The organism is Actinomadura terrae (assembly GCF_022751215.1).
Taxonomy (GTDB): Bacteria; Actinomycetota; Actinomycetes; order Streptosporangiales; family Streptosporangiaceae; genus Spirillospora; species Spirillospora terrae.
In genome coordinates, this window is record NZ_JAICDG010000003.1 from 32,342 (window position 1) to 50,349 (window position 18,008).

Here is an 18,008-nt window from a genome sequence, read left to right on the forward strand (position 1 = left end):
GGCGGGGATGGCGGGCCGCCGCGGTCGCCGGTGAAAAGCGAAAGGCCGGGCAATTCCCGCGGCCGAGATCATCGGGCTCGGCCGCGGGGCGCCCGGCCCCGCGTGAAGCGGTCAGAGGAGTTCGAGCGTTCCCATGATCTGGTCGGCGTTGCCCGGCATCTCGCCGTCCCTGGCCGTGACGGTCAGCGAGCAGGCCCGGGAGCCGTCGGCGACCTGGACCTGGCGGCCGGTGAGGGTGCCCGCGGCGGTCCGCAGGGTGTAGGTCGTGCGGATGCCGGCGCGGCCGGCGACGGTCGTCCGGGTGATCTCGACGTCCTGCGCGCCGAGCTGGCTCATGCCGGCCCGGGTGCCGGCCTCCAGCGCCTCGACCGAGGAGACGGGGGTCGGCGTGCAGAGCGCGTTGACGTTGGTGGCGTAGCCGCGCTCGGCGGCCCTGGTCTCGACCGCGTACACGGCCTTCTGCTTCTCCAGGGAGGCGAAGCTCTGCCGGAGCAGCTCCTCGTTCGCGCCCTGGAGGCCGAGGCGCTTGAGGCCCTGCTCGGCCTCGCCGCTGGTGAGGTCGATCTCCATCCAGCCGTCCGGGATCGACATGCGGACGCCGTTCTCGGGCCCGCCGACGGTCTTCCAGCCGGCGGGCGTGCCGCCGTTCGTCGAGGCGGACGAGGGCGGCGACGAGGGCTGGGACGGGGCGCTGCTGGGCGGGGTGGGCGGGGCCGGGGGCGCGGCCTCGTCCTTCTTGTCGCCCAGGCAACCGGTGAGGGAGAGGGCGGCTGCGGTGCCCACGACCGCGCAGGCGATCAACCGGCGGACCATCAGGGGGTTCCTTTCGCAACACAGTGTGTGGAAAAGAGATGCTTTATCCGTCCACTCGGTTCAACCCTCGCTGTGTGACCTGTGTCACGTCGACCCATGTCCGGGAGGGGAGTTCGGGACGCACTTGTCCGGTTCGTCCGCCCTGGTTAGGACGATCCAGCCCGGATGCCGGAGTTCGAGTCGAAAGCCCGGCCACGGCGGGACGAGCCGGCGAAGCTCCGGTGAACGTTGGGCGGTGACCCGGCCGGGTACGGGAGACGGCGGGCACGGGCCGCCTAGCGTGACCGTGGGGGACCCGCCGCCGCGCGGCCGCCTCCACCGCGCCGCCGCCCCCTCCACCACACTCCGTCGACCAGCACCCCGGGGAGCCTGCCGTGCCGGACATCGACCCGACGACCGACCAGGTCGACGGCCTGCGGGCGCGCGGCGACCGGCTCGCGGCCGACAACGCCGCCGTTCGGACGCGCCTCGCCGAGCTGGAACGCCAGCGGGACGAGCGCGACGAGCAGATCGGCCGGCTGATCGGCTCGCTCAACGACGCCGCGCGCCGCATCGGCGAGTTGGACCGGGCCCGCGCCGCCGAGGAGCACCGCGCCGACGCCGAGCGGTGGCGGTGCGACGCGCTGCGGCTGCGGCGCTGGACGCGGCTCGGCGCGGCGCTGACCGCGCTGCGCCGCAGGCCTCTCGCGCCCGCCGCGCTCCGCCGCGTCCGGGACGCGCTGTGCGAGCGCCCCCTGCCGCCCGAGCCCCCGGCCGAACCCCGCAGGACGCGCCGCCCCGACGTCCGCGTCACCGACACCGAGCCGGTCGAACCGCCGGGGGGCGTGCCGCGTCCGCCGGACGGTCCGGTCGCCCGCCCGGACCTCGTCGCGGCGGTCGTGCTCGGGCCCGTCCTGGAGGCGGCCCTGCGCTACGAGTGGACGCAGGTCGGCGGCCTCGACCCGCGCGACTGGCGGGAGACGCTGGAGGCGAGCCGCCCTGGGCTGCTGCTCGTCGAGTCGGTGGACACCGGCCTGCCCGTCGCCGAGATGGTCGCCTGGTGCCGCGAGCGCGGCGTCCCGTCCGCGTACTGGGACACCGGGGCGGGCCTCGGCGAGGCCGCCGGGGACTTCGACCACGTGTTCACCGTCGACTCCGGCGCCGTCCCCGAGCACCGGCGGCGGCTCGGCCACGACCGCGTCACGCACCTGCCGTTCGCCGCGCAGCCGCGCCTGCACAACCCCGTCCGCGTCCACGACCACGGCCGGTACCCGCTGCTGTACGAGGGGGAGTACGACGCGGCGGCCGAACCGCTGATCGCCCCCGCGCCCCGGCTCGGCGCGCACTTCGCCGCGACCGGGGTCCCGTACCTGTACCGGCAGCGGGTCGTCCCGGCATGGCCGCACGAGCAGGCCGCGTCCGCTCGCAAGCGCTACCGGGTCATGCTCGCCCCGGACGGGCGGCGGGCGTACGAGGCGGCCGCCGCCGGGGTTCCGATCGTCCACCACAGGACGGGCGCCGTGCCCTTCGGGCCCGCCGTGGAGGACGGCAAGGACGCGGGACGCATCCTCCGCGCGCTCCTGCACGCCCCCGAGCTGCGTGATCGGCAGGCCCACCTCGCCCTGCGCGAGATCCACGCGGCGCACACCTACCGGCATCGGGTCGACACCGTCCTGGAGAAACTGGGGGTCGCGCGGCAGGACGCGCCGCCCACCGTCTCGCTCGTGCTCTCGACCTGCCGCGCCGAGCAGATCGCCCCCGCGGTCGAGATGATGGCGGCGCAGCGATGGCGCCCCCTGCAACTCGTCATGGTCCTGCACGGCCTGGACCTCGACCCGCTGGAGGTGCAGAAGCAGGCCATGGCCGCCGGGCTGGACGACGTCGTCGTGCTCGCCGCCGACCGGTCCCGCACGCTCGGCGCCTGCCTGAACATGGCGGTCGGCGCCGCCGACGGCGACTACGTCGGCAAGGTGGACGACGACGAGCTGTACGGGCCGCACTACCTGACCGACCTCGTCCCCGCGTTCTCCTACACCGACGCGGGCGTGGTCGGGAAGCTCGCCCACTACGCCCACCTCGACTCGATCGACGCGACGCTGCTGCGCTACCCCGACCTGGAGAACCGCTACGTGGACGTCCTGCGCGGCGGCGCGTTCCTCGGCGAGGGCGATCTGATGCGCGCCTACCGGTTCGCCGACCGCGGCCGCGGCGAGGACACCGACCTGTTCAGACGGCTCCGCGCGGACGGCGTGCGCGTCTACGCCGCCGACCGGTTCTCCTTCGTCACGATCCGGCACGCGGACGCGGGGCGCCACACCTGGCGTCCGAGCGACCTGGAACTCCTCTCCGAGAGCCGCGTCGCGTTCTACGGTTTCGCCAGGGACCACATCCTCTTCTGACGGCCTGGCGACCTGAAGACCGCCGTCAGCGCAGCTCGCGCTTGAGGATCTTGCCGGTGGCGGTCATCGGCAGCTCGTCGCGGAACTCGACGACCCGCGGGTACTTATAGGACGCGAACCGCTCCTTGCCCCAGGCGACCAGCTCGTCCTCGGTCACGGTGGCGTCCGGCGTGCGGATCACGTACGCCTTGACCTCCTCGCCGTGGGACGGGTGCGGGACGCCGACGACCGCCGCGAGCGACACCTCGGGGTGGGTCATCAGGACCTCCTCCAGCTCCCTCGGGTACACGTTGAAGCCGCCACGGATGATCATGTCCTTGGAGCGGTCGACGATGTAGTAGTAGCCCTCGTCGTCGCGGCGGGCCACGTCGCCGGTGCGGAACCAGCCGTCCCGGATCGCCTCCTCGGTCGCCTCCGGGCGGCCGTAGTAGCCCTTCATGACGTTGTGCCCGCGGATTGCGATCTCCCCGGGCCCCTCGCCCTCGATCGCCTTCCAGTCCTCGTCGACCAGCCGCATCTCCACGCCCCAGATGGGCAGCCCGATCGACCCCGGCTTGGTCGGACGGTCCGGGCGGTTGAACGAGGCCACCGGCGAGGTCTCCGACAGCCCGTACCCCTCCAGGATGTTCACGCCGAACCGGTCCCGGACGCCCTTGATGACCTCCATCGGCAGCGCCGCCCCGCCCGACACCGCCACCCGCAGCTCGGCGCGGATCGCCTCGATCTCCTCAGGCGACGCCTCCGCGTGCAGCAGCCCCCAGTACATCGTCGGGACGCCCGCGAAGAAGTTCACCTTCTCCGCGACCATCAGCTCGACGGTCTGCCGGGCGTCGAACCGCGCCTGCATGACGAGCGTCGCGCGCCGGTAGAGCCCCACGTTCATCACGCACGTCTGCCCGAAGATGTGGAACAGCGGCAGCGTCACGAGGAACGTGTCGTGCAGCGTGCGCCGGTACAGCGTGTCGTCCACCATCGCGTTCATGACCAGGTTGCCGTGCGTGAGCTCCGCGCCCTTCGGCTGCCCGGTCGTCCCGCTGGTGTAGATGATCACCGCCGTGTCGGTGGCCTCGGTGCGGACGGTGTCGAAGGTGTCGGGCTGGCCCGCGAGCGCCGCCCAGAACAGCTCGGCGCCCTCGACCGGCGACTCGGTCGCCGCGAGGCTCGCGGGGAGCAGGAAGAGGTGCTCGCAGCCGTCCACCTCCGCGAACCCGGCGCGGCCCGTCTCGCCGAGCGGGAAGTCCGGCGTGCCCTCGAAGCAGAACAGCGCCTTCGCGTCGGAGTCGGCCAGGTGGTAGGCGACCTCGCGGGGCTTGAGCAGCACGTTCAGCGGGACGACGACCGCGCCCGCCTTCAGCGCCCCGAAGTAGACCATCGGGAAGTAGGGCAGGTTCGGCGACGAGAGCGCGACCTTGTCGCCCGGCCCGATGCCGCGCGAGCGCAGCAGGTTCGCGACCTGGTTCGCGACCCCGTCGACGAAGGCGTAGGTGAGCCTGATGTCGCCGAACACGACGGCGTCCCGGTCCGGCGTCTCGCGAGCGGCGTCCTCCAGCAGCACGGACAGGTTGAGCATGGCACTCCTCGCGGGGTGGGCACGCGCCGGTTGTTACCGGCGAGTGTTGGAACCGTCCCGCTCATCCTGCTCCATGCGGTTCGGCCCGCGCCATCCCCTGCCGTGTGCCGTGACGTGCCGTTCTTCGCGGAACCTCCGCTCCCGGTCACCGAGAGCGACCGCCCCGCCCCGCCGTGCCGGGCGGCGGGACGAGGCGGTCGGCCGGAGGGGGCCGGGGGCCGGACGGGTGCGCGGGCCCGTCCGGTCCCCGGCGCGGGCGCAGAGCGGCAGCCCGCAGGGTGAGGTCGAGGTCAGCCGAAGTCGACGTCCGAGCACTGGTAGAAGGCGTTGCCGGTGTCGGCGATGTCCCAGACGGCCACGATCAGGTGCCGGCCGTGCCGGACGGGGAGCGTGCCGGAGTGGGAGAAGTCGCGCGGCGGCTGCTTGTTGCCGTAGTCCAGGCGCAGGAACGGCGTCAGGTCGAGCGCGGCGCGGGTCACCGGCCGCTTGGAGTCCCAGCCGTCCTTGGTGATGAAGTACCGGAAGGACGCGGTGGAGTGGGCCGCGGTGAGCGTCCAGGCGAAGGTGTAGGACTGCCCGCTCGTCAGGGACGTGGCGGGCCACTGCCCGTCGCGCGGGTCGTCGAGCGGCGCCCAGCGACTGTCACCGGCGGCGCATATGGTGCCGTCACGGGGGCCGGACTTGGGGAAGCCCTTCGGGCCCTCGACGCTCTGCGGCTCGTACTTGACCTCCCCGCAGTCCTTCACCGTGCCCTGCTTGCAGAACAGGGCGCGGCTGACGGGGGTGTTGGTGTAGCCGTGCGAGAAGGCGGGGGCGGCGACGACCACGGTGAGTCCGGCCGAGGCGACGGCGGCGAGCGCCAGTGCCCTCTTACGGGGCGAGCGGAACCTACGGGTTGGACGGGACGGGCTGGGTGAACGGGGCTGGCTGGGCATACGCGATCCTCCTGGCGGGGGGACTGGAGGGGTGGGGTCCGGATCGGAGTCGGTAGCCACGACGGGGTGGGGGAGAAGAGCGGTCCGGGGACGGCCTCCATTTCTAATAAGAAACCTTCCTATTAGTTTCGGCGCGAACCGGCGTCTCGTCAAGGTTTCAAATATTTGGCCGGATACGGCCAGGGATGTCCGGCATGGCCGGGGTGTCCCGTCCGCCCCACGGCGGCGCCCACGTCCCCGTTACGATGTGCCGCCTCACCGAGAAAGGGTCCGAGATCTTGATTATCTTCGGCTGGCGGGTGGTCTTCTTCACCCTGAGCAGGGGTGTGTTCCACTGCCCCGACTGCGGCGGCGACCGCGAGTACCGGCGCCGGCAGGGCCGCAACTTCTTCACGCTGTTCTTCATCCCGGTCATCCCGCTCAACAAGACCGGCGGCGAGTTCGTCGAGTGCGACACCTGCCGCGGCCGCTGGAACCTCGGCATCCTGGAGGTGCCGACCACCGCCCAGCTCGCGCTGATGCCCGCGATGCTGCTGCGCATGGCCATCGCCCAGGTGCTGCGCTCGGGCGACTACACCCACGCGGCCGCGCGGGGCCGCGCGGTCACCGTCGTCCGCGAGGCGGGCGACGCGTCCTACGACGACGGCGCGCTCACCGCCGACCTCGGCCGCCCCTTCGACGAGGTGCGCGTCGAGATGGCGCGGGCCTCCTCCGCGCTCGCGCCCGAGGCCAGGGAGAGCATCCTGCGCGCCGCCGCCGAGGTCGCGCTGACCGACGGGCCGCTCAGCGTCACCGAGGAGGGCACGCTCTCCGCCGTGGGCGCCGACCTCGGCCTGACGCACGTCCAGGTGACCGGCGTGGTCTCGCTCGCGCGCCAGTCGTCCGGGCACTGAGTTCAGGCACTGGGCCCGGGCACCGAGGAGGGCACCGAGGAGGGGTCCGGAACTCTCGGCGGGAGGGCTTGCGGTTGCGCTACGCTTGCTGTATGCCAGCCAGGCTGCTCCTTATACGACCGCGCTGACGGATCGACGTCAGCGTGGTGGCCCCTCCTGTGCGAGGGGCCGTTTCATGTCGGCGGGCGGTCTGGGGACGACCCAGTTGAGCAGAATGCGGAGTCTGGAAGCGTGAGCAGCGACGAGCAATACGACCCACGGGCGGTTCAGGACAAGTGGCAGGCCCGCTGGGCCGAGCTCGACCCGTTCGAGGCCGTGGAGGCCGGCGACGGCCGCGAGCGCCGCTACGCGCTGGACATGTTCCCCTACCCCAGCGGTGACCTGCACATGGGGCACGCCGAGGCGTTCGCGATCGGCGACGTCGTCGCCCGCTACTGGTTCCAGCGCGGCTACAACGTCCTGCACCCGATCGGCTGGGACTCCTTCGGCCTGCCCGCCGAGAACGCCGCGATCAAGCGCGACTCCCACCCCGCCGAGTGGACCTACGCCAACATCGAGACGCAGGCGAACTCGTTCCACCGGTACGCGCCGTCCTTCGACTGGACGCGGCGGCTGCACACCTCCGACCCCGAGTACTACCGGTGGACGCAGTGGCTGTTCCTGCGCTTCTACGATCGGGGCCTGGCCTACCGCAAGGGCGGCCACGTCAACTGGTGCCCGAAGGACCAGACCGTCCTGGCCAACGAGCAGGTCGTCGGCGGGCACTGCGAGCGCTGCGGCACGCTGGTCGAGAAGCGCGTGCTGACCCAGTGGTACTTCAAGATCACCGACTATGCCGACCGGCTGCTGGCGGACATGGAGCAGCTGGAGGGCGGCTGGCCCGAGCGCGTCCTGCTGATGCAGCGCAACTGGATCGGCCGCTCCACCGGCGCCGACGTCGACTTCGTCATCGAGGGACGCGACGAGCCCGTCACCGTCTACACCACCCGCCCCGACACCCTGTACGGCGCGACGTTCATGGTCGTCGCCGCCGACGCGCCGCTGGCCGAGGAGGTCTGCGCGCCCGCGCAGCGCGCCGCGTTCGAGGCCTACCGCGAGGAGGTCTCCCGCGAGAGCGAGATCGAGCGGCTGTCCACCGAGCGTGAGAAGACCGGCGTGTTCCTGGGCCGCTACGCGGTCAACCCGGTGAACGGCGAACGGCTGCCGGTCTGGGCGTCGGACTACGTGCTGGCCGAGTACGGACACGGCGCGATCATGGCCGTGCCCGCGCACGACCAGCGCGACCTGGACTTCGCGCTGAAGTTCGGGCTGCCCGTCCGCGTCGTGGTCGAGACCGGCCAGGCCGACCCCGCCGAGACCGGCGTCGCCACCCCCGGCGACGGCGCGATCGTCAACTCCGGCCCGATCGACGGGCTGGCCAAGTCCGAGGGCATCGCGAAGATCATCGAGGTCCTGGAGGAGCGCGGCACCGGACGCGCTGCCGTGAACTTCCGGCTGCGCGACTGGCTGGTGTCGCGGCAGCGGTTCTGGGGCTGCCCGATCCCGATCGTCCACTGCGAGGCGTGCGGGGAGGTCCCCGTCCCGGACGAGCAGCTGCCGGTGCGGCTGCCCGAGGGCCTGCGCGGCGCCGACCTGGCGCCGAAGGGCACCTCGCCGCTGGCCGCCGCGTCCGACTGGGTGAACGTCGACTGCCCCAAGTGCGGCGGCCCCGCCCAGCGCGACACCGACACCATGGACACCTTCGTCGACTCGTCCTGGTACTACTTCCGCTACTGCTCGCCCGGCTACGAGGACGGCCCGTTCGACGTCGAGCAGGTCCGCAGGTGGATGCCGGTCGACCAGTACACCGGCGGCGTCGAGCACGCGATCCTGCACCTGCTGTACAGCCGGTTCTTCACCAAGGTCCTGTACGACATGGGCATGGTGGACTTCACCGAGCCGTTCAGGCGCCTGCTGAACCAGGGCCAGGTGATCCTGAACGGCAGCGGCATGTCCAAGTCCACCGGCAACCTGGTCGACCTGGGTGAGCAGATCGGTGAGTTCGGCGTGGACGTCGTCCGGCTGGCGATGCTGTTCTCCGGCCCGCCCGAGGACGACATCGACTGGGCCGACGTGTCCCCGCACGGCATGTCCAAATTCCTGGCCCGCGTGCACCGGATCGCCTCCGAGGTCTCCTCCGCGCCCGGCGCGGACGCCGCGTCCGGTGACGTGGACCTGCGCCGTGCCACCGCCCGCGCCGTCGACGAGGCGACCAAGCTGGTCGAGACGCAGCGCTTCAACGTCGCGATCGCGCGGATCATGGAGCTGGTCACCGCGACCCGCAAGGCCATCGACTCCGGCCCCGGCGCCGCCGACCCCGCCGTCCGCGAGGCCGCCGAGGCGATCGCCGTGGTGCTGTCGCTGTTCGCCCCCTACACCGCCGAGGAGGCCTGGGAGCTGCTGGGCGGCACCGCGCCCCTGATCCGCGCGGGCTGGCCGTCCGCCGACCCGGCGCTGCTGGTCGAGGAGTCGGTGACCTGCGTCGTCCAGGTCGCGGGCAAGGTCCGCGACCGCCTGGAGATCTCCCCGACCATCGCGGACGAGGAGCTGGAGCGGCTGGCGCTGGCCTCTGCCAAGGTCCAGGACGCCCTGGCCGGCGCCGACATCGCCAAGATCATCGTGCGCGCCCCCAAGATCGTCAACATTGTCCCTAAGCGCTGACGTCGCACGATCCGGTACCCCGGCGGGCTTCTCCCGGCCGGGGTACCGGCCGTGTCCGGCCCGGCGCGGTCGGGCGCGAGCGGAAATCGGGCGGGAACAGGCCGAAGGCGGTCGCCCCGGGTGGGGGAGACCGCCTTCGGTAGGCCTGGTCGCGCTGCGGGTCACATCTTGCGGAGGACCGCCACCACCCGTCCGAGGACCGACGCCTCGTCGCCGGGGATCGGCTCGTAGGCGGAGTTCTGCGGCATCAGCCAGATGTGGCCGTCCTTGCGCTTGAACGTCTTCACCGTCGCCTCGCCGTCGATCATGGCGGCGACGATGTCGCCCTGCTCGGCGACCGGCTGCTGCCGGACGACCACCCAGTCACCGTCCGCGATCGCGGCCTCGATCATCGAGTCGCCGGTGACCTTCAGCAGGAAGTGCGTGCCCTCGCCCACGAGCTGCTTCGGCAGCGTGAACACGTCCTCGACGGCCTCCTCCGCCAGGATCGGGCCACCGGCGGCGATCCGGCCGACGAGCGGCACGTAGGCGGGCGCGGGCTGCGTGGAGGTCGGCTGGCCGCCCAGCCCCTCGTAGGTGTCGGAGTCCGTCCGCACCGGCGTCGTGCCCGGGACCCGCACCTCGACCGCGCGGGGGCGGTTGGGGTCGCGCCGCAGGTACCCCTTGCGCTGGAGCGCCCGGAGCTGGTGCGACACGCTGGAGGTGCTGGTCAGGCCCACGGCCTCGCCGATCTCGCGCATCGAGGGCGGGTAGCCCCGGCGCTGGACGGAGTCGCGAATCACCTCCAGCACCATGCGCTGCCGCTGGGTCAGGCCCGTCTCGTCCATGGGCCCGTCGGGCAGCTCCCGGACCTTGCTCATCGCTTGTCGCCTCCCGGGCGCCTCGATCCGTCACTCCTTGTCATGGAACGCTATCGCGTCCCGCGCCGATGATCAAACAATTGTTCGAAGATGGGGTCGCGTTTTCCGGGTGCCCTGCGGTACAACATCGTACAGGCGTTCGATCGAAAATGCATTCGACGTCGAGAGGGGAGAGATGTCCGGTTCACCCCATGAACATGTCCCGATTCGGCTGACGCGCCGGGGCCGCGTGGTCGTGGTGACCGGCGCCGCCGTCCTCACCCTGCTCGCGCTCTGGCTCACCAGGGGCCCCGGAGCCCTGGCGGGTGGACATGAGGGCGGCCGGACGTCCGATCCGGGCGAGACGGTCGTCGTGGAGCCCGGAGAGACCCTCTGGGAGATCGCCACGGCCGCCGACCCCCGCTCCGACCCGCGCATCGTCGTCCAGCGCATCATCGACCTCAATGGCCTCGGGGGCGACCCCACTGTCCAGCCGGGGCAGCACATCCGCCTTCCCGCGGGCTGACGCGCCCGCGACCGCCCCCGACCGACCGCTCGTGGCACGGCTCGACGGTCGGGGCCGTGCCGTCTCGGGACGCCTTATGCGACAGGGCCTCCAAGCGGGCGCGACGTCGCGTCCCGCCGTGGTTGTCCTGGTGAGGGGCACATTGCCGGGCCGCCGCGCGACACGCCCGGACCAAGATCCATCAGCTTCGTCGTGACCTGGGCGGACGTGGCGGATGTGACGCGGGTCAACGTCTGAGGCGGCCGGCACAGGTTGCGTACGCCTGCGCGTCCCCGTACGGTTGACCACAACATCTAGTAGTCACACCGATGTACTTCACCTATATATGGCATCGTTCAGAGGTGTGACGCGTTTACGTCAGGGGAGGAACCAGACGTGCATTGCCCGTTCTGCCGCAACCCTGACACCAAAGTGATCGACAGCCGGTCGACCGACGACGGGGGCGCCATTCGGCGCCGCCGGGCGTGCGCGGAATGCGGCAAGCGATTCACGACGCAGGAGAATGTGCTCGTCATGGTGGCCAAGCGCAGCGGGGTCACCGAGCCGTTCTCCCGGGAAAAGATCATCGCCGGGGTGCGCAGGGCCTGCCAGGGCCGCCCGGTCGACGAGGATGCGCTCGCGAAGCTGGGGCAGCGGGTCGAAGAGGCGATCAGATCGTCGGGCTCCGCAGAAATCCCCTCGCACGAGATCGGTCTCGCGATCCTGGGGCCGCTCAGCGAACTCGACGAAGTCGCCTATCTGCGATTCGCCTCGGTCTACCGGAGCTTCGAGTCGCTGGACGACTTCGCCAAGGAGATCGAATCACTGCGCAGGTCAGACTCCTCGGGGGAGTCCGGTCCGTCCCGGTAGGGACGGGTCTGGCAGTACACAGCAGCACACATGTGAAAGCGCCACCGCGCCGGGCATCGCCCGCGCGGCGGCGGAGTTGTTCCTGGACAGGGCCCGGCGGGTGGGCCCGAGAGGGGGAAGGTCATGACGGAGACGGTGAGCGGCTCGGCGGCACGGCGCGGCAAGGGGGGCCGCAAAGGGCTGAAGGTCGAGCGCATTTTCACCACGCCCGGCGTGCATCCGTACGACGAGATGCGCTGGGAGCGTCGTGACGTCGTCATGACCAACTGGCGTGACGGCTCGGTGAACTTCGAGCAGCGCGGGGTGGAGTTCCCCGACTTCTGGTCCCTGAACGCGGTCAACATCGTCACGTCCAAGTACTTCCGCGGCGCGGTCGGAACGCCCCAACGCGAGTGGAGCCTCAAGCAGCTCGTCGACCGGGTCGTCCGGATGTATACCGAGACCGGACTGCGCGAGGGCTATTTCGCCTCCGAAGAGGACGCGGAGATCTTCGACCATGAACTGAAGTACGCGCTGGTCCACCAGTTGTTCAGCTTCAACTCCCCGGTCTGGTTCAACGTCGGCACCAAGTCCCCGCAACAGGTCTCGGCGTGTTTCATCCTCTCGGTGGACGACACGATGGAGTCGATCCTCGACTGGTACAAGGAAGAGGGCGTCATCTTCAAGGGCGGCTCCGGCGCCGGCCTGAACCTGTCGCGCATCCGCTCCAGCAAGGAACTGCTGTCCTCGGGCGGCACCGCGAGCGGGCCCGTGTCGTTCATGCGCGGTGCCGACGCGTCCGCCGGAACGATCAAGTCGGGCGGTGCGACGCGGCGGGCCGCGAAGATGGTCGTCCTGGACGTGGACCACCCCGACGTCGCCGAGTTCATCGAGACCAAGGCGCGTGAGGAGGACAAGATCCGCGCGCTGCGGGACGCCGGGTTCGACATGGACCTCGGCGGCAAGGACATCGGCAGCGTCCAGTACCAGAACGCCAACAACTCCGTCCGCGTCTCGGACGAGTTCATGCACGCCGTCGAGGCCGACGGCGAGTTCGGGCTGCGCGCCCGGATGACCGGCGAGGTCGTCGAGACCGTCAAGGCCAAGGACCTGTTCCGGCTCATGGCCAAGGCGGCCTGGGAGTGCGCCGACCCCGGCATCCAGTACGACGACACGATCAACGCCTGGCACACCAACCCCGAGACGGGCCGGATCACCGCGTCCAACCCGTGCTCGGAGTACATGAGCCTGGACAACTCGTCCTGCAACCTGGCGAGCATCAACCTGCTGAAGTTCCTCACCGACTCCGGGTCGTTCGACGTCGCGCGGTTCGTCAAGCTCACCGAACTGATCATCACGGCGATGGACGTCTCGATCACCTTCGCCGACTTCCCCACCGAGAAGATCGCCGAGACGACCCGCGACTACCGGCAGCTCGGCATCGGGTACGCCAACCTCGGCGCCCTCCTCATGGCGAGCGGCCACGCCTACGACTCCGAGGGCGGACGGTCGCTGGCCGCCGCGATCACCTCGTTGATGACGGGCGTCGCCTACCGCCGGTCCGCCGAGCTCTCCGGTGTCGTCGGCCCGTACGCGGGCTACGCGCGCAACGCCGACGGCCACAAGCGCGTCATGCGCAAGCACGCCGCCGCCAACGACGAGATCCGCACCCTCGACTCGGTGGACAAGGCCGTCCACGCGGCCGCCACCAAGCAGTGGCAGGACTGCCTGAAGCTCGGCGAGAAGCACGGCTACCGCAACGCCCAGGCGTCCCTGCTCGCGCCGACCGGCACCATCGGGTTGATGATGGACTGCGACACCACCGGCATCGAGCCCGACCTCGCGCTGGTGAAGTTCAAGAAGCTGGTCGGCGGCGGCTCCATGCAGATCGTCAACCAGACCGTGCCGCGCGCCCTCGCCACCCTCGGCTACCAGCAGGAGCAGGTCGAGGCCGTCGTCGAGTACATCGCCGAGAACGGCCACGTCGTGGACGCCCCCGGGCTGCGCCCCGAGCACTACGAGGTGTTCGACTGCGCGATGGGCGAGCGGGCGATCAGCCCCATGGGGCACGTCCGGATGATGGCGGCCACCCAGCCGTTCCTGTCCGGCGCGATCTCCAAGACCGTCAACATGCCCGAGCAGGCCACCATCGAGGACATCGAGAAGGTGTACTTCGAGGGCTGGAAGCTCGGCCTGAAGGCCCTGGCGATCTACCGCGACAACTGCAAGGTGGGCCAGCCGCTCTCGGCGGCGGGCAAGAAGGAGGAGCCGAAGGCCGAGGCCCCGGCGGAGACCCGTCCCGTCCGCCGGCGGCTGCCCAAGCAGCGCCCCGCCACCGTCACCCGCTTCTCCGTCGCGGGCGCCGAGGGCTACATGACCGCCTCGTCCTACCCGGACGACGGTCTCGGCGAGGTCTTCCTCAAGCTCGGCAAGCAGGGCTCCACGCTCGCCGGCGTGATGGACGCCTTCTCCATGGCGATCTCCATCAGCCTCCAGTACGGCGTCCCGCTGGAGACCTGGGTGGAGAAGTTCACCAACATGCGGTTCGAGCCCGCCGGTATGACCGACGACCCCGACATCCGCATGGCGACCTCGGTGATGGACTACATCTTCCGCCGCCTCGCCCTGGACCACCTGCCCTACGACGAGCGCGCCGCCCTCGGCATCTTCACCGCCGACGAGCGCGCGATGCAGGCCAACGGCGAGGACCCGGGCGCCGCGCCCGCCGAGGACGAGGTCGCCCACGAGACCCTCGCCCAGTCGGCGGAGATCACCAGGCCGGCGCCCGCCCCGTCCCGCGAGGCGCACTCTTCGATGGAGGTCATCGAGAGCCGCCAGGGCCGCACCGCCGACGCGCCGCTCTGCCTCACGTGCGGTACCAAGATGCGCCCGGCGGGCAGCTGCTACGTCTGCGAAGGCTGTGGCTCCACCAGCGGTTGCAGCTGAACGCCCTGATCTGACAGGGCACGGCTTGCGGCGAGGCGTTGGTGAGGCGGTCGTTGGACCTCACCAACGCCTCCCGGCTGGTAGATGGGCTGCACCACCGGGCCATCAGGGGGCCGGGCCGTCGTGGTCCAGCAGGCCCGCGCGGTGGGCGTGCAGCGCGGCCTGGACGCGGTTGGTGACGCCCAAGTGGGCGAAGATCCGTTTAGCGCGGCTCATCACGGCCGGGGCGGACAGGCCCGGCTCCGCGCCGATCTCGGCGTTCGACCGGCCCCGGGCGATCAGCAGCAGGACGTCGGTCTCGCGGTCGGTGAGCAACTCCAGCGGGTCGTCCTCGACGGGCGGCGGGGACGCGACGTAGCTGCGGACCAGCCGGCCGGTGATCGGCGGCGCGAGCGCGGTCTCGCCCCGGACGACCGCGCGGACGGCGCCCGCGAGGAGTTCTTGAGCAGGAAGCAGCTCGCACCCGCGCGGAGCGCCGCCTGCACGTACTCGTCGTCAGCACGATCACGCGCGGTCGGCGGGCCGGGGTGCGGCCAGCCGCACGCAGGCGGCCCGGCGGCTGCTCCTGATCGGAAAGTACCGGGCGGACGAGCACATCATCCCCTCGCTCCTGGCCGGGATCCTCGCCGACGACCGCCACTTCGCCGAGCAGGCCGGAATCGTGCGCGAGCTGCACCGGGCCGCGCGGGGCGAACGGTTCGAGCCGTCCGAGCTGCTGCGCGAGTACCTCAGCCCGCCCGACGGCGAGCTCGACAACGCGCTGTCGATGAACATCGCCGTCTTCTGCGGCGACGCGTCCGCGCCCCGAGACCTCGGCTGGTACTGGCGCAACGTCCAGCGCAGCCGGGCGACGCAGCCGGTCTACGGTCCGCTCGCCAACACCGTGTTCCCCTGCGCGTTCTGGCCGAGAAAGCCGCTGGAGGCTCCGACCAGGGTCGGCGACGGCCACCCGGCGATGATCGTCCAGACGACCGGCGACACCCGGACCGTGTACGAGGGCGCCGGGGCCCTGCACCGCGCGCTGCCCGCCTCCCGCATGGTCACGTTCCGGAACGTCCGGCACCACGGCGTCTACGGGATGCACCCGAACCGCTGCGTCACCGACGCCGTCAACGCCTACCTGGCGTCCGACAGGCACCCCACACGGACGTGACCTGCGACCGCGAACCCTGACCAGGCCGGAGTTGTGCGCGTCCCCCCAACTTCCCGTGGACGAATTCCGAGAACGCACCTCCCCGCGTCGCCAACACGGGATGTCAGGCGGCTGCCACCGCGATCGAACCCCCTTCCGATACCTCGCAGGACGATATATCGTCCCGCGTATGGTCAAACGAACCACGGTGATGAGCGAGCCCACGTACTTCGTGCTGGCCGCGCTGCTGGACGGGCCGGTGCACGGCTACGGGATCATCAAGCGGGCGGAGGCGCTGTCGGACGGGCGGGTCCGCGTGGCCGTCGGCACCCTCTACGGAGCGCTCGACCGGCTGACCGGCGACGGGCTGATCGTTGTGGACGGCGAGGAGACCGTCCAGGGCCGTCCGCGCCGCTACTACCGGCTGACCGAAGACGGGCGCTCGGCCGTCCACCGGGAGGCCCAGCGGTTGCAGCAGGCCGCCCAGGTCGTCACGGGCCGCACCTCCCCGCGGCTGGGGAGCGCCGGAGCATGAGCGGAACCTTCACCGAACGCTGGTACCGGCTGGCCCTGCGGGCATTCCCGCCCGGCCACCGCGCCGAGTACGGCGCCGAGATCCTCGGCACGCTGCTGAACGACACCCCGCGCCGCGTGCCCTCGCCGCGGGAGACGGCCGGACTCCTCACCGCGGGCCTGGCCGCCAGGGCCCGCGCGGCCACCACGCCGTGGTGGACGGACGGCGTGCGACTCGGCCTGTCGACGCTGGCGCTGGCCAATCTGGCATACGGCATCGCCGACCACGCCTCCCTCGGCTGGCTGGCCGCCTCGGCACTGCTCGTCCTGGCACTTCTGCGCGGCTGGGTGCTGATGGCCCTACCGCTCGCCCTGGCCGTGGCGTTCTCCACCGGCCGGGCCATGCTCGTGGGCATGGAGGCGACGACCTGGCCGTCACAGATCTTTGGACCGGCGTACCACAACTGGATCTCGCTGGCCCCCTACGGTGTACTGGCGGTCGGAGCCATCGCACTCGCGGCCGCCCGTCCACGAAACCTGCGTGCCCGGCCGTTGTGGTGGCTCGTGATCCCCGCGGCCGCCCTGGCGCTGACCTACCTGCCCGGGACCTGGGAGTACGGCGAGGTATGGCAACTGTTCAGGGCGGGCACCGAAAGCGTCCTCCTGCTCGCCGGACTGCTGGCCACCGCGGTCGCACGCACCCCACGCTGGGCACTGGCCGCGGCCATCTACGTCCTACCCGGTGTGACGCGTCAACTGGTCAACCCGCCGTCGACCACACAGGACCTCGACTACTGGCTGATCCTCACCGGGCTCCTACTCGCCATGACCGCAACAGCATGGCAAGCCCGCCCCGTCCCCGAAACACGCCACCCGCGATAGCCGAAGCACGAATCGCACCGTCGCACCGTGCGCGAACTCAGCTTTTGGACTGCATGTCAAATTAGGCACTGGGTCGTGGTCGTCAGGCGGAATCGTGGGGCCCGTTGAAGTGGCGTCATCGAGGGCAATGGAAGATCATTGAGCATGACCTCGGACGAGTACTACCTCCTCAACGCCATCAAGTTTCGCGTCGAAGACGGCGCCGCGATCTGTGCGGCCGCCAGCGCCGAACTCGCTCAGCTCAGAGAACAGCACGGGGACGACTTCGAACTCCGGCGGTTCTTCATCGTCCCGCCGAAAACGGCTGCGGAAGCCATGATCTGGCTTGCCAGTTCCACGCGGCTGAAGTACCTCTACCCCGGCCTGGACATCCAGGCGGAGGGCGAGTTCTTCGCGACGGCGGATGCTTTCGACACCGTTCCTCCTGCGAGTGACCCGCTTGACGCGTTCTGGGCTGAGGTGCAGTGGCAACTCGACCCACCCGAACCGCCGTCGGGCACCCCCACAATGCGGCTCGTCGGGACCTCCGAAGACCCTGACACCTTCACCGTCGGGCTGGCCGAGCACCCTGACGGCAGTGGCCAGGGGCTGCTCTTCACGACCCCGCTCGCCGATGAGGAGGACACCGAGACCTACTGTCTCTGCACAGAAACCGCAGCTACGTACTACGGAGGTGTACGCGAATGCGTCCTGGAGGGCGACCTCCTGCGAATCAAGCTGAGCCGAGCCGCAGCAGAAGAACTCGGCATCGGCCCAGAACTCACCATCACACTTGAGCTTCCCGAGGCGTCCGCTCTCGAAGAACTACGGAACGGCCTTCGCCGAGTACTCACCTCAGGCCCCCGCCGTAGTCACCCGAAGCGGCTGGAGCTCTGAGCAACACTGCAACCACCAAATAGGCGCTGCTCAGGGCGCTCCCTCCAGAACAAGCAGCAAGTGACTTCCTCTCGGTTAGTCCGCGAATCCGCTGAGCGCGTGCCTGGTGTGAGGTACGCGAGGAGGGAGCGCCCGAGCGGCGCGTGGCGCAAGTGTCGCCTCCCGTAGCGAAAAGCC

The 18,008-nt window shown here is 70.8% G+C and carries 15 protein-coding genes; 10 read left to right on the forward strand and 5 right to left on the reverse strand.

The genetic code is table 11. From position 1 onward, the window contains the following. Positions 1-111: 111 nt before the first annotated feature. On the reverse strand, positions 112-813 hold the full coding sequence (locus K2F47_RS20015; protein ID WP_242906063.1) for a hypothetical protein: 702 nt from the start codon (positions 811-813) through the stop codon (positions 112-114). 374 nt (positions 814-1,187) lie between these two features. On the opposite strand from K2F47_RS20015, the gene K2F47_RS20020 reads away from it, so the two are divergent. After that, the gene (locus K2F47_RS20020) at positions 1,188-3,191 is read left to right on the forward strand and encodes a glycosyltransferase family protein (RefSeq protein WP_242906065.1); all 2,004 of its coding nucleotides are present in this window, start codon (positions 1,188-1,190) and stop codon (positions 3,189-3,191) included. Between the two features lie 25 nt (positions 3,192-3,216). Here the strand turns inward: K2F47_RS20020 and K2F47_RS20025 are convergent, their stop codons facing one another. Both K2F47_RS20025 and K2F47_RS20030 read right to left on the reverse strand, forming a co-directional pair. Then, complete coding sequence (locus tag K2F47_RS20025) at positions 3,217-4,761, reverse strand: long-chain-fatty-acid--CoA ligase (protein WP_242906067.1); 1,545 nt, start codon at positions 4,759-4,761, stop codon at positions 3,217-3,219. 290 nt (positions 4,762-5,051) lie between these two features. Next, positions 5,052-5,696 carry a lytic polysaccharide monooxygenase auxiliary activity family 9 protein gene (locus K2F47_RS20030; protein WP_242906068.1) on the reverse strand — a complete coding sequence of 215 codons (645 nt, stop codon included), beginning with the start codon at positions 5,694-5,696 and terminating at the stop codon, positions 5,052-5,054. Between the two features lie 194 nt (positions 5,697-5,890). Here K2F47_RS20030 and K2F47_RS20035 point away from each other — a divergent pair, with 194 nt between their 5' ends. Together K2F47_RS20035 and leuS are read left to right on the forward strand one after the other, a co-directional pair. Beyond that, positions 5,891-6,589 (forward strand): hypothetical protein, encoded by a 699-nt coding sequence (locus tag K2F47_RS20035; protein WP_242906069.1) that lies wholly within the window; start codon positions 5,891-5,893, stop codon positions 6,587-6,589. 231 nt (positions 6,590-6,820) lie between these two features. Beyond that, positions 6,821-9,289, forward strand: a complete 2,469-nt coding sequence (gene leuS / locus K2F47_RS20040) for a leucine--tRNA ligase (RefSeq protein ID WP_242906071.1) — start codon at positions 6,821-6,823, stop codon at positions 9,287-9,289. A 161-nt stretch (positions 9,290-9,450) separates the two neighbouring features. On the opposite strand, the gene lexA is transcribed toward leuS, so the two are convergent. Then, positions 9,451-10,149 carry a transcriptional repressor LexA gene (gene lexA, locus K2F47_RS20045; protein ID WP_242906072.1) on the reverse strand — a complete coding sequence of 233 codons (699 nt, stop codon included), beginning with the start codon at positions 10,147-10,149 and terminating at the stop codon, positions 9,451-9,453. 175 nt (positions 10,150-10,324) lie between these two features. Between lexA and K2F47_RS20050 the strand changes: the two genes are divergently transcribed. The 3 genes from K2F47_RS20050 (at position 10,325) to K2F47_RS20060 (ending at position 14,428) form a co-directional block, all read left to right on the forward strand. Then, positions 10,325-10,654: a LysM peptidoglycan-binding domain-containing protein gene (locus K2F47_RS20050; protein ID WP_242906073.1), complete on the forward strand. Its 330-nt coding sequence runs from the start codon at positions 10,325-10,327 to the stop codon at positions 10,652-10,654. A 375-nt stretch (positions 10,655-11,029) separates the two neighbouring features. Next, positions 11,030-11,503 carry a transcriptional regulator NrdR gene (nrdR, locus tag K2F47_RS20055; RefSeq protein WP_242906074.1) on the forward strand — a complete coding sequence of 158 codons (474 nt, stop codon included), beginning with the start codon at positions 11,030-11,032 and terminating at the stop codon, positions 11,501-11,503. 123 nt (positions 11,504-11,626) lie between these two features. Continuing rightward, positions 11,627-14,428 (forward strand): vitamin B12-dependent ribonucleotide reductase, encoded by a 2,802-nt coding sequence (locus K2F47_RS20060; protein ID WP_242906076.1) that lies wholly within the window; start codon positions 11,627-11,629, stop codon positions 14,426-14,428. A 105-nt stretch (positions 14,429-14,533) separates the two neighbouring features. Here K2F47_RS20060 and K2F47_RS20065 read toward each other — a convergent pair whose 3' ends face one another. Beyond that, positions 14,534-14,743, reverse strand: a complete 210-nt coding sequence (locus K2F47_RS20065; protein ID WP_242906078.1) for a response regulator transcription factor — start codon at positions 14,741-14,743, stop codon at positions 14,534-14,536. A 346-nt stretch (positions 14,744-15,089) separates the two neighbouring features. Between K2F47_RS20065 and K2F47_RS20070 the strand changes: the two genes are divergently transcribed. The 4 genes from K2F47_RS20070 to K2F47_RS20085 all read left to right on the forward strand — a co-directional run bounded on the left by K2F47_RS20070 (position 15,090) and on the right by K2F47_RS20085 (position 17,831). Then, positions 15,090-15,581 carry an alpha/beta hydrolase gene (locus K2F47_RS20070; RefSeq protein ID WP_242906080.1) on the forward strand — a complete coding sequence of 164 codons (492 nt, stop codon included), beginning with the start codon at positions 15,090-15,092 and terminating at the stop codon, positions 15,579-15,581. A 169-nt stretch (positions 15,582-15,750) separates the two neighbouring features. Beyond that, positions 15,751-16,095, forward strand: coding sequence for a PadR family transcriptional regulator (locus K2F47_RS20075; RefSeq protein ID WP_242906082.1), 345 nt, complete (start codon positions 15,751-15,753; stop codon positions 16,093-16,095). Further along, positions 16,092-16,955 carry a hypothetical protein gene (locus K2F47_RS20080; protein ID WP_242906084.1) on the forward strand — a complete coding sequence of 288 codons (864 nt, stop codon included), beginning with the start codon at positions 16,092-16,094 and terminating at the stop codon, positions 16,953-16,955. The genes K2F47_RS20075 and K2F47_RS20080 overlap by 4 nt, the downstream gene beginning before the upstream one ends. 144 nt (positions 16,956-17,099) lie before the next feature. After that, positions 17,100-17,831 (forward strand): Imm10 family immunity protein, encoded by a 732-nt coding sequence (locus tag K2F47_RS20085; protein ID WP_242906086.1) that lies wholly within the window; start codon positions 17,100-17,102, stop codon positions 17,829-17,831. Positions 17,832-18,008 lie beyond the last annotated feature (177 nt).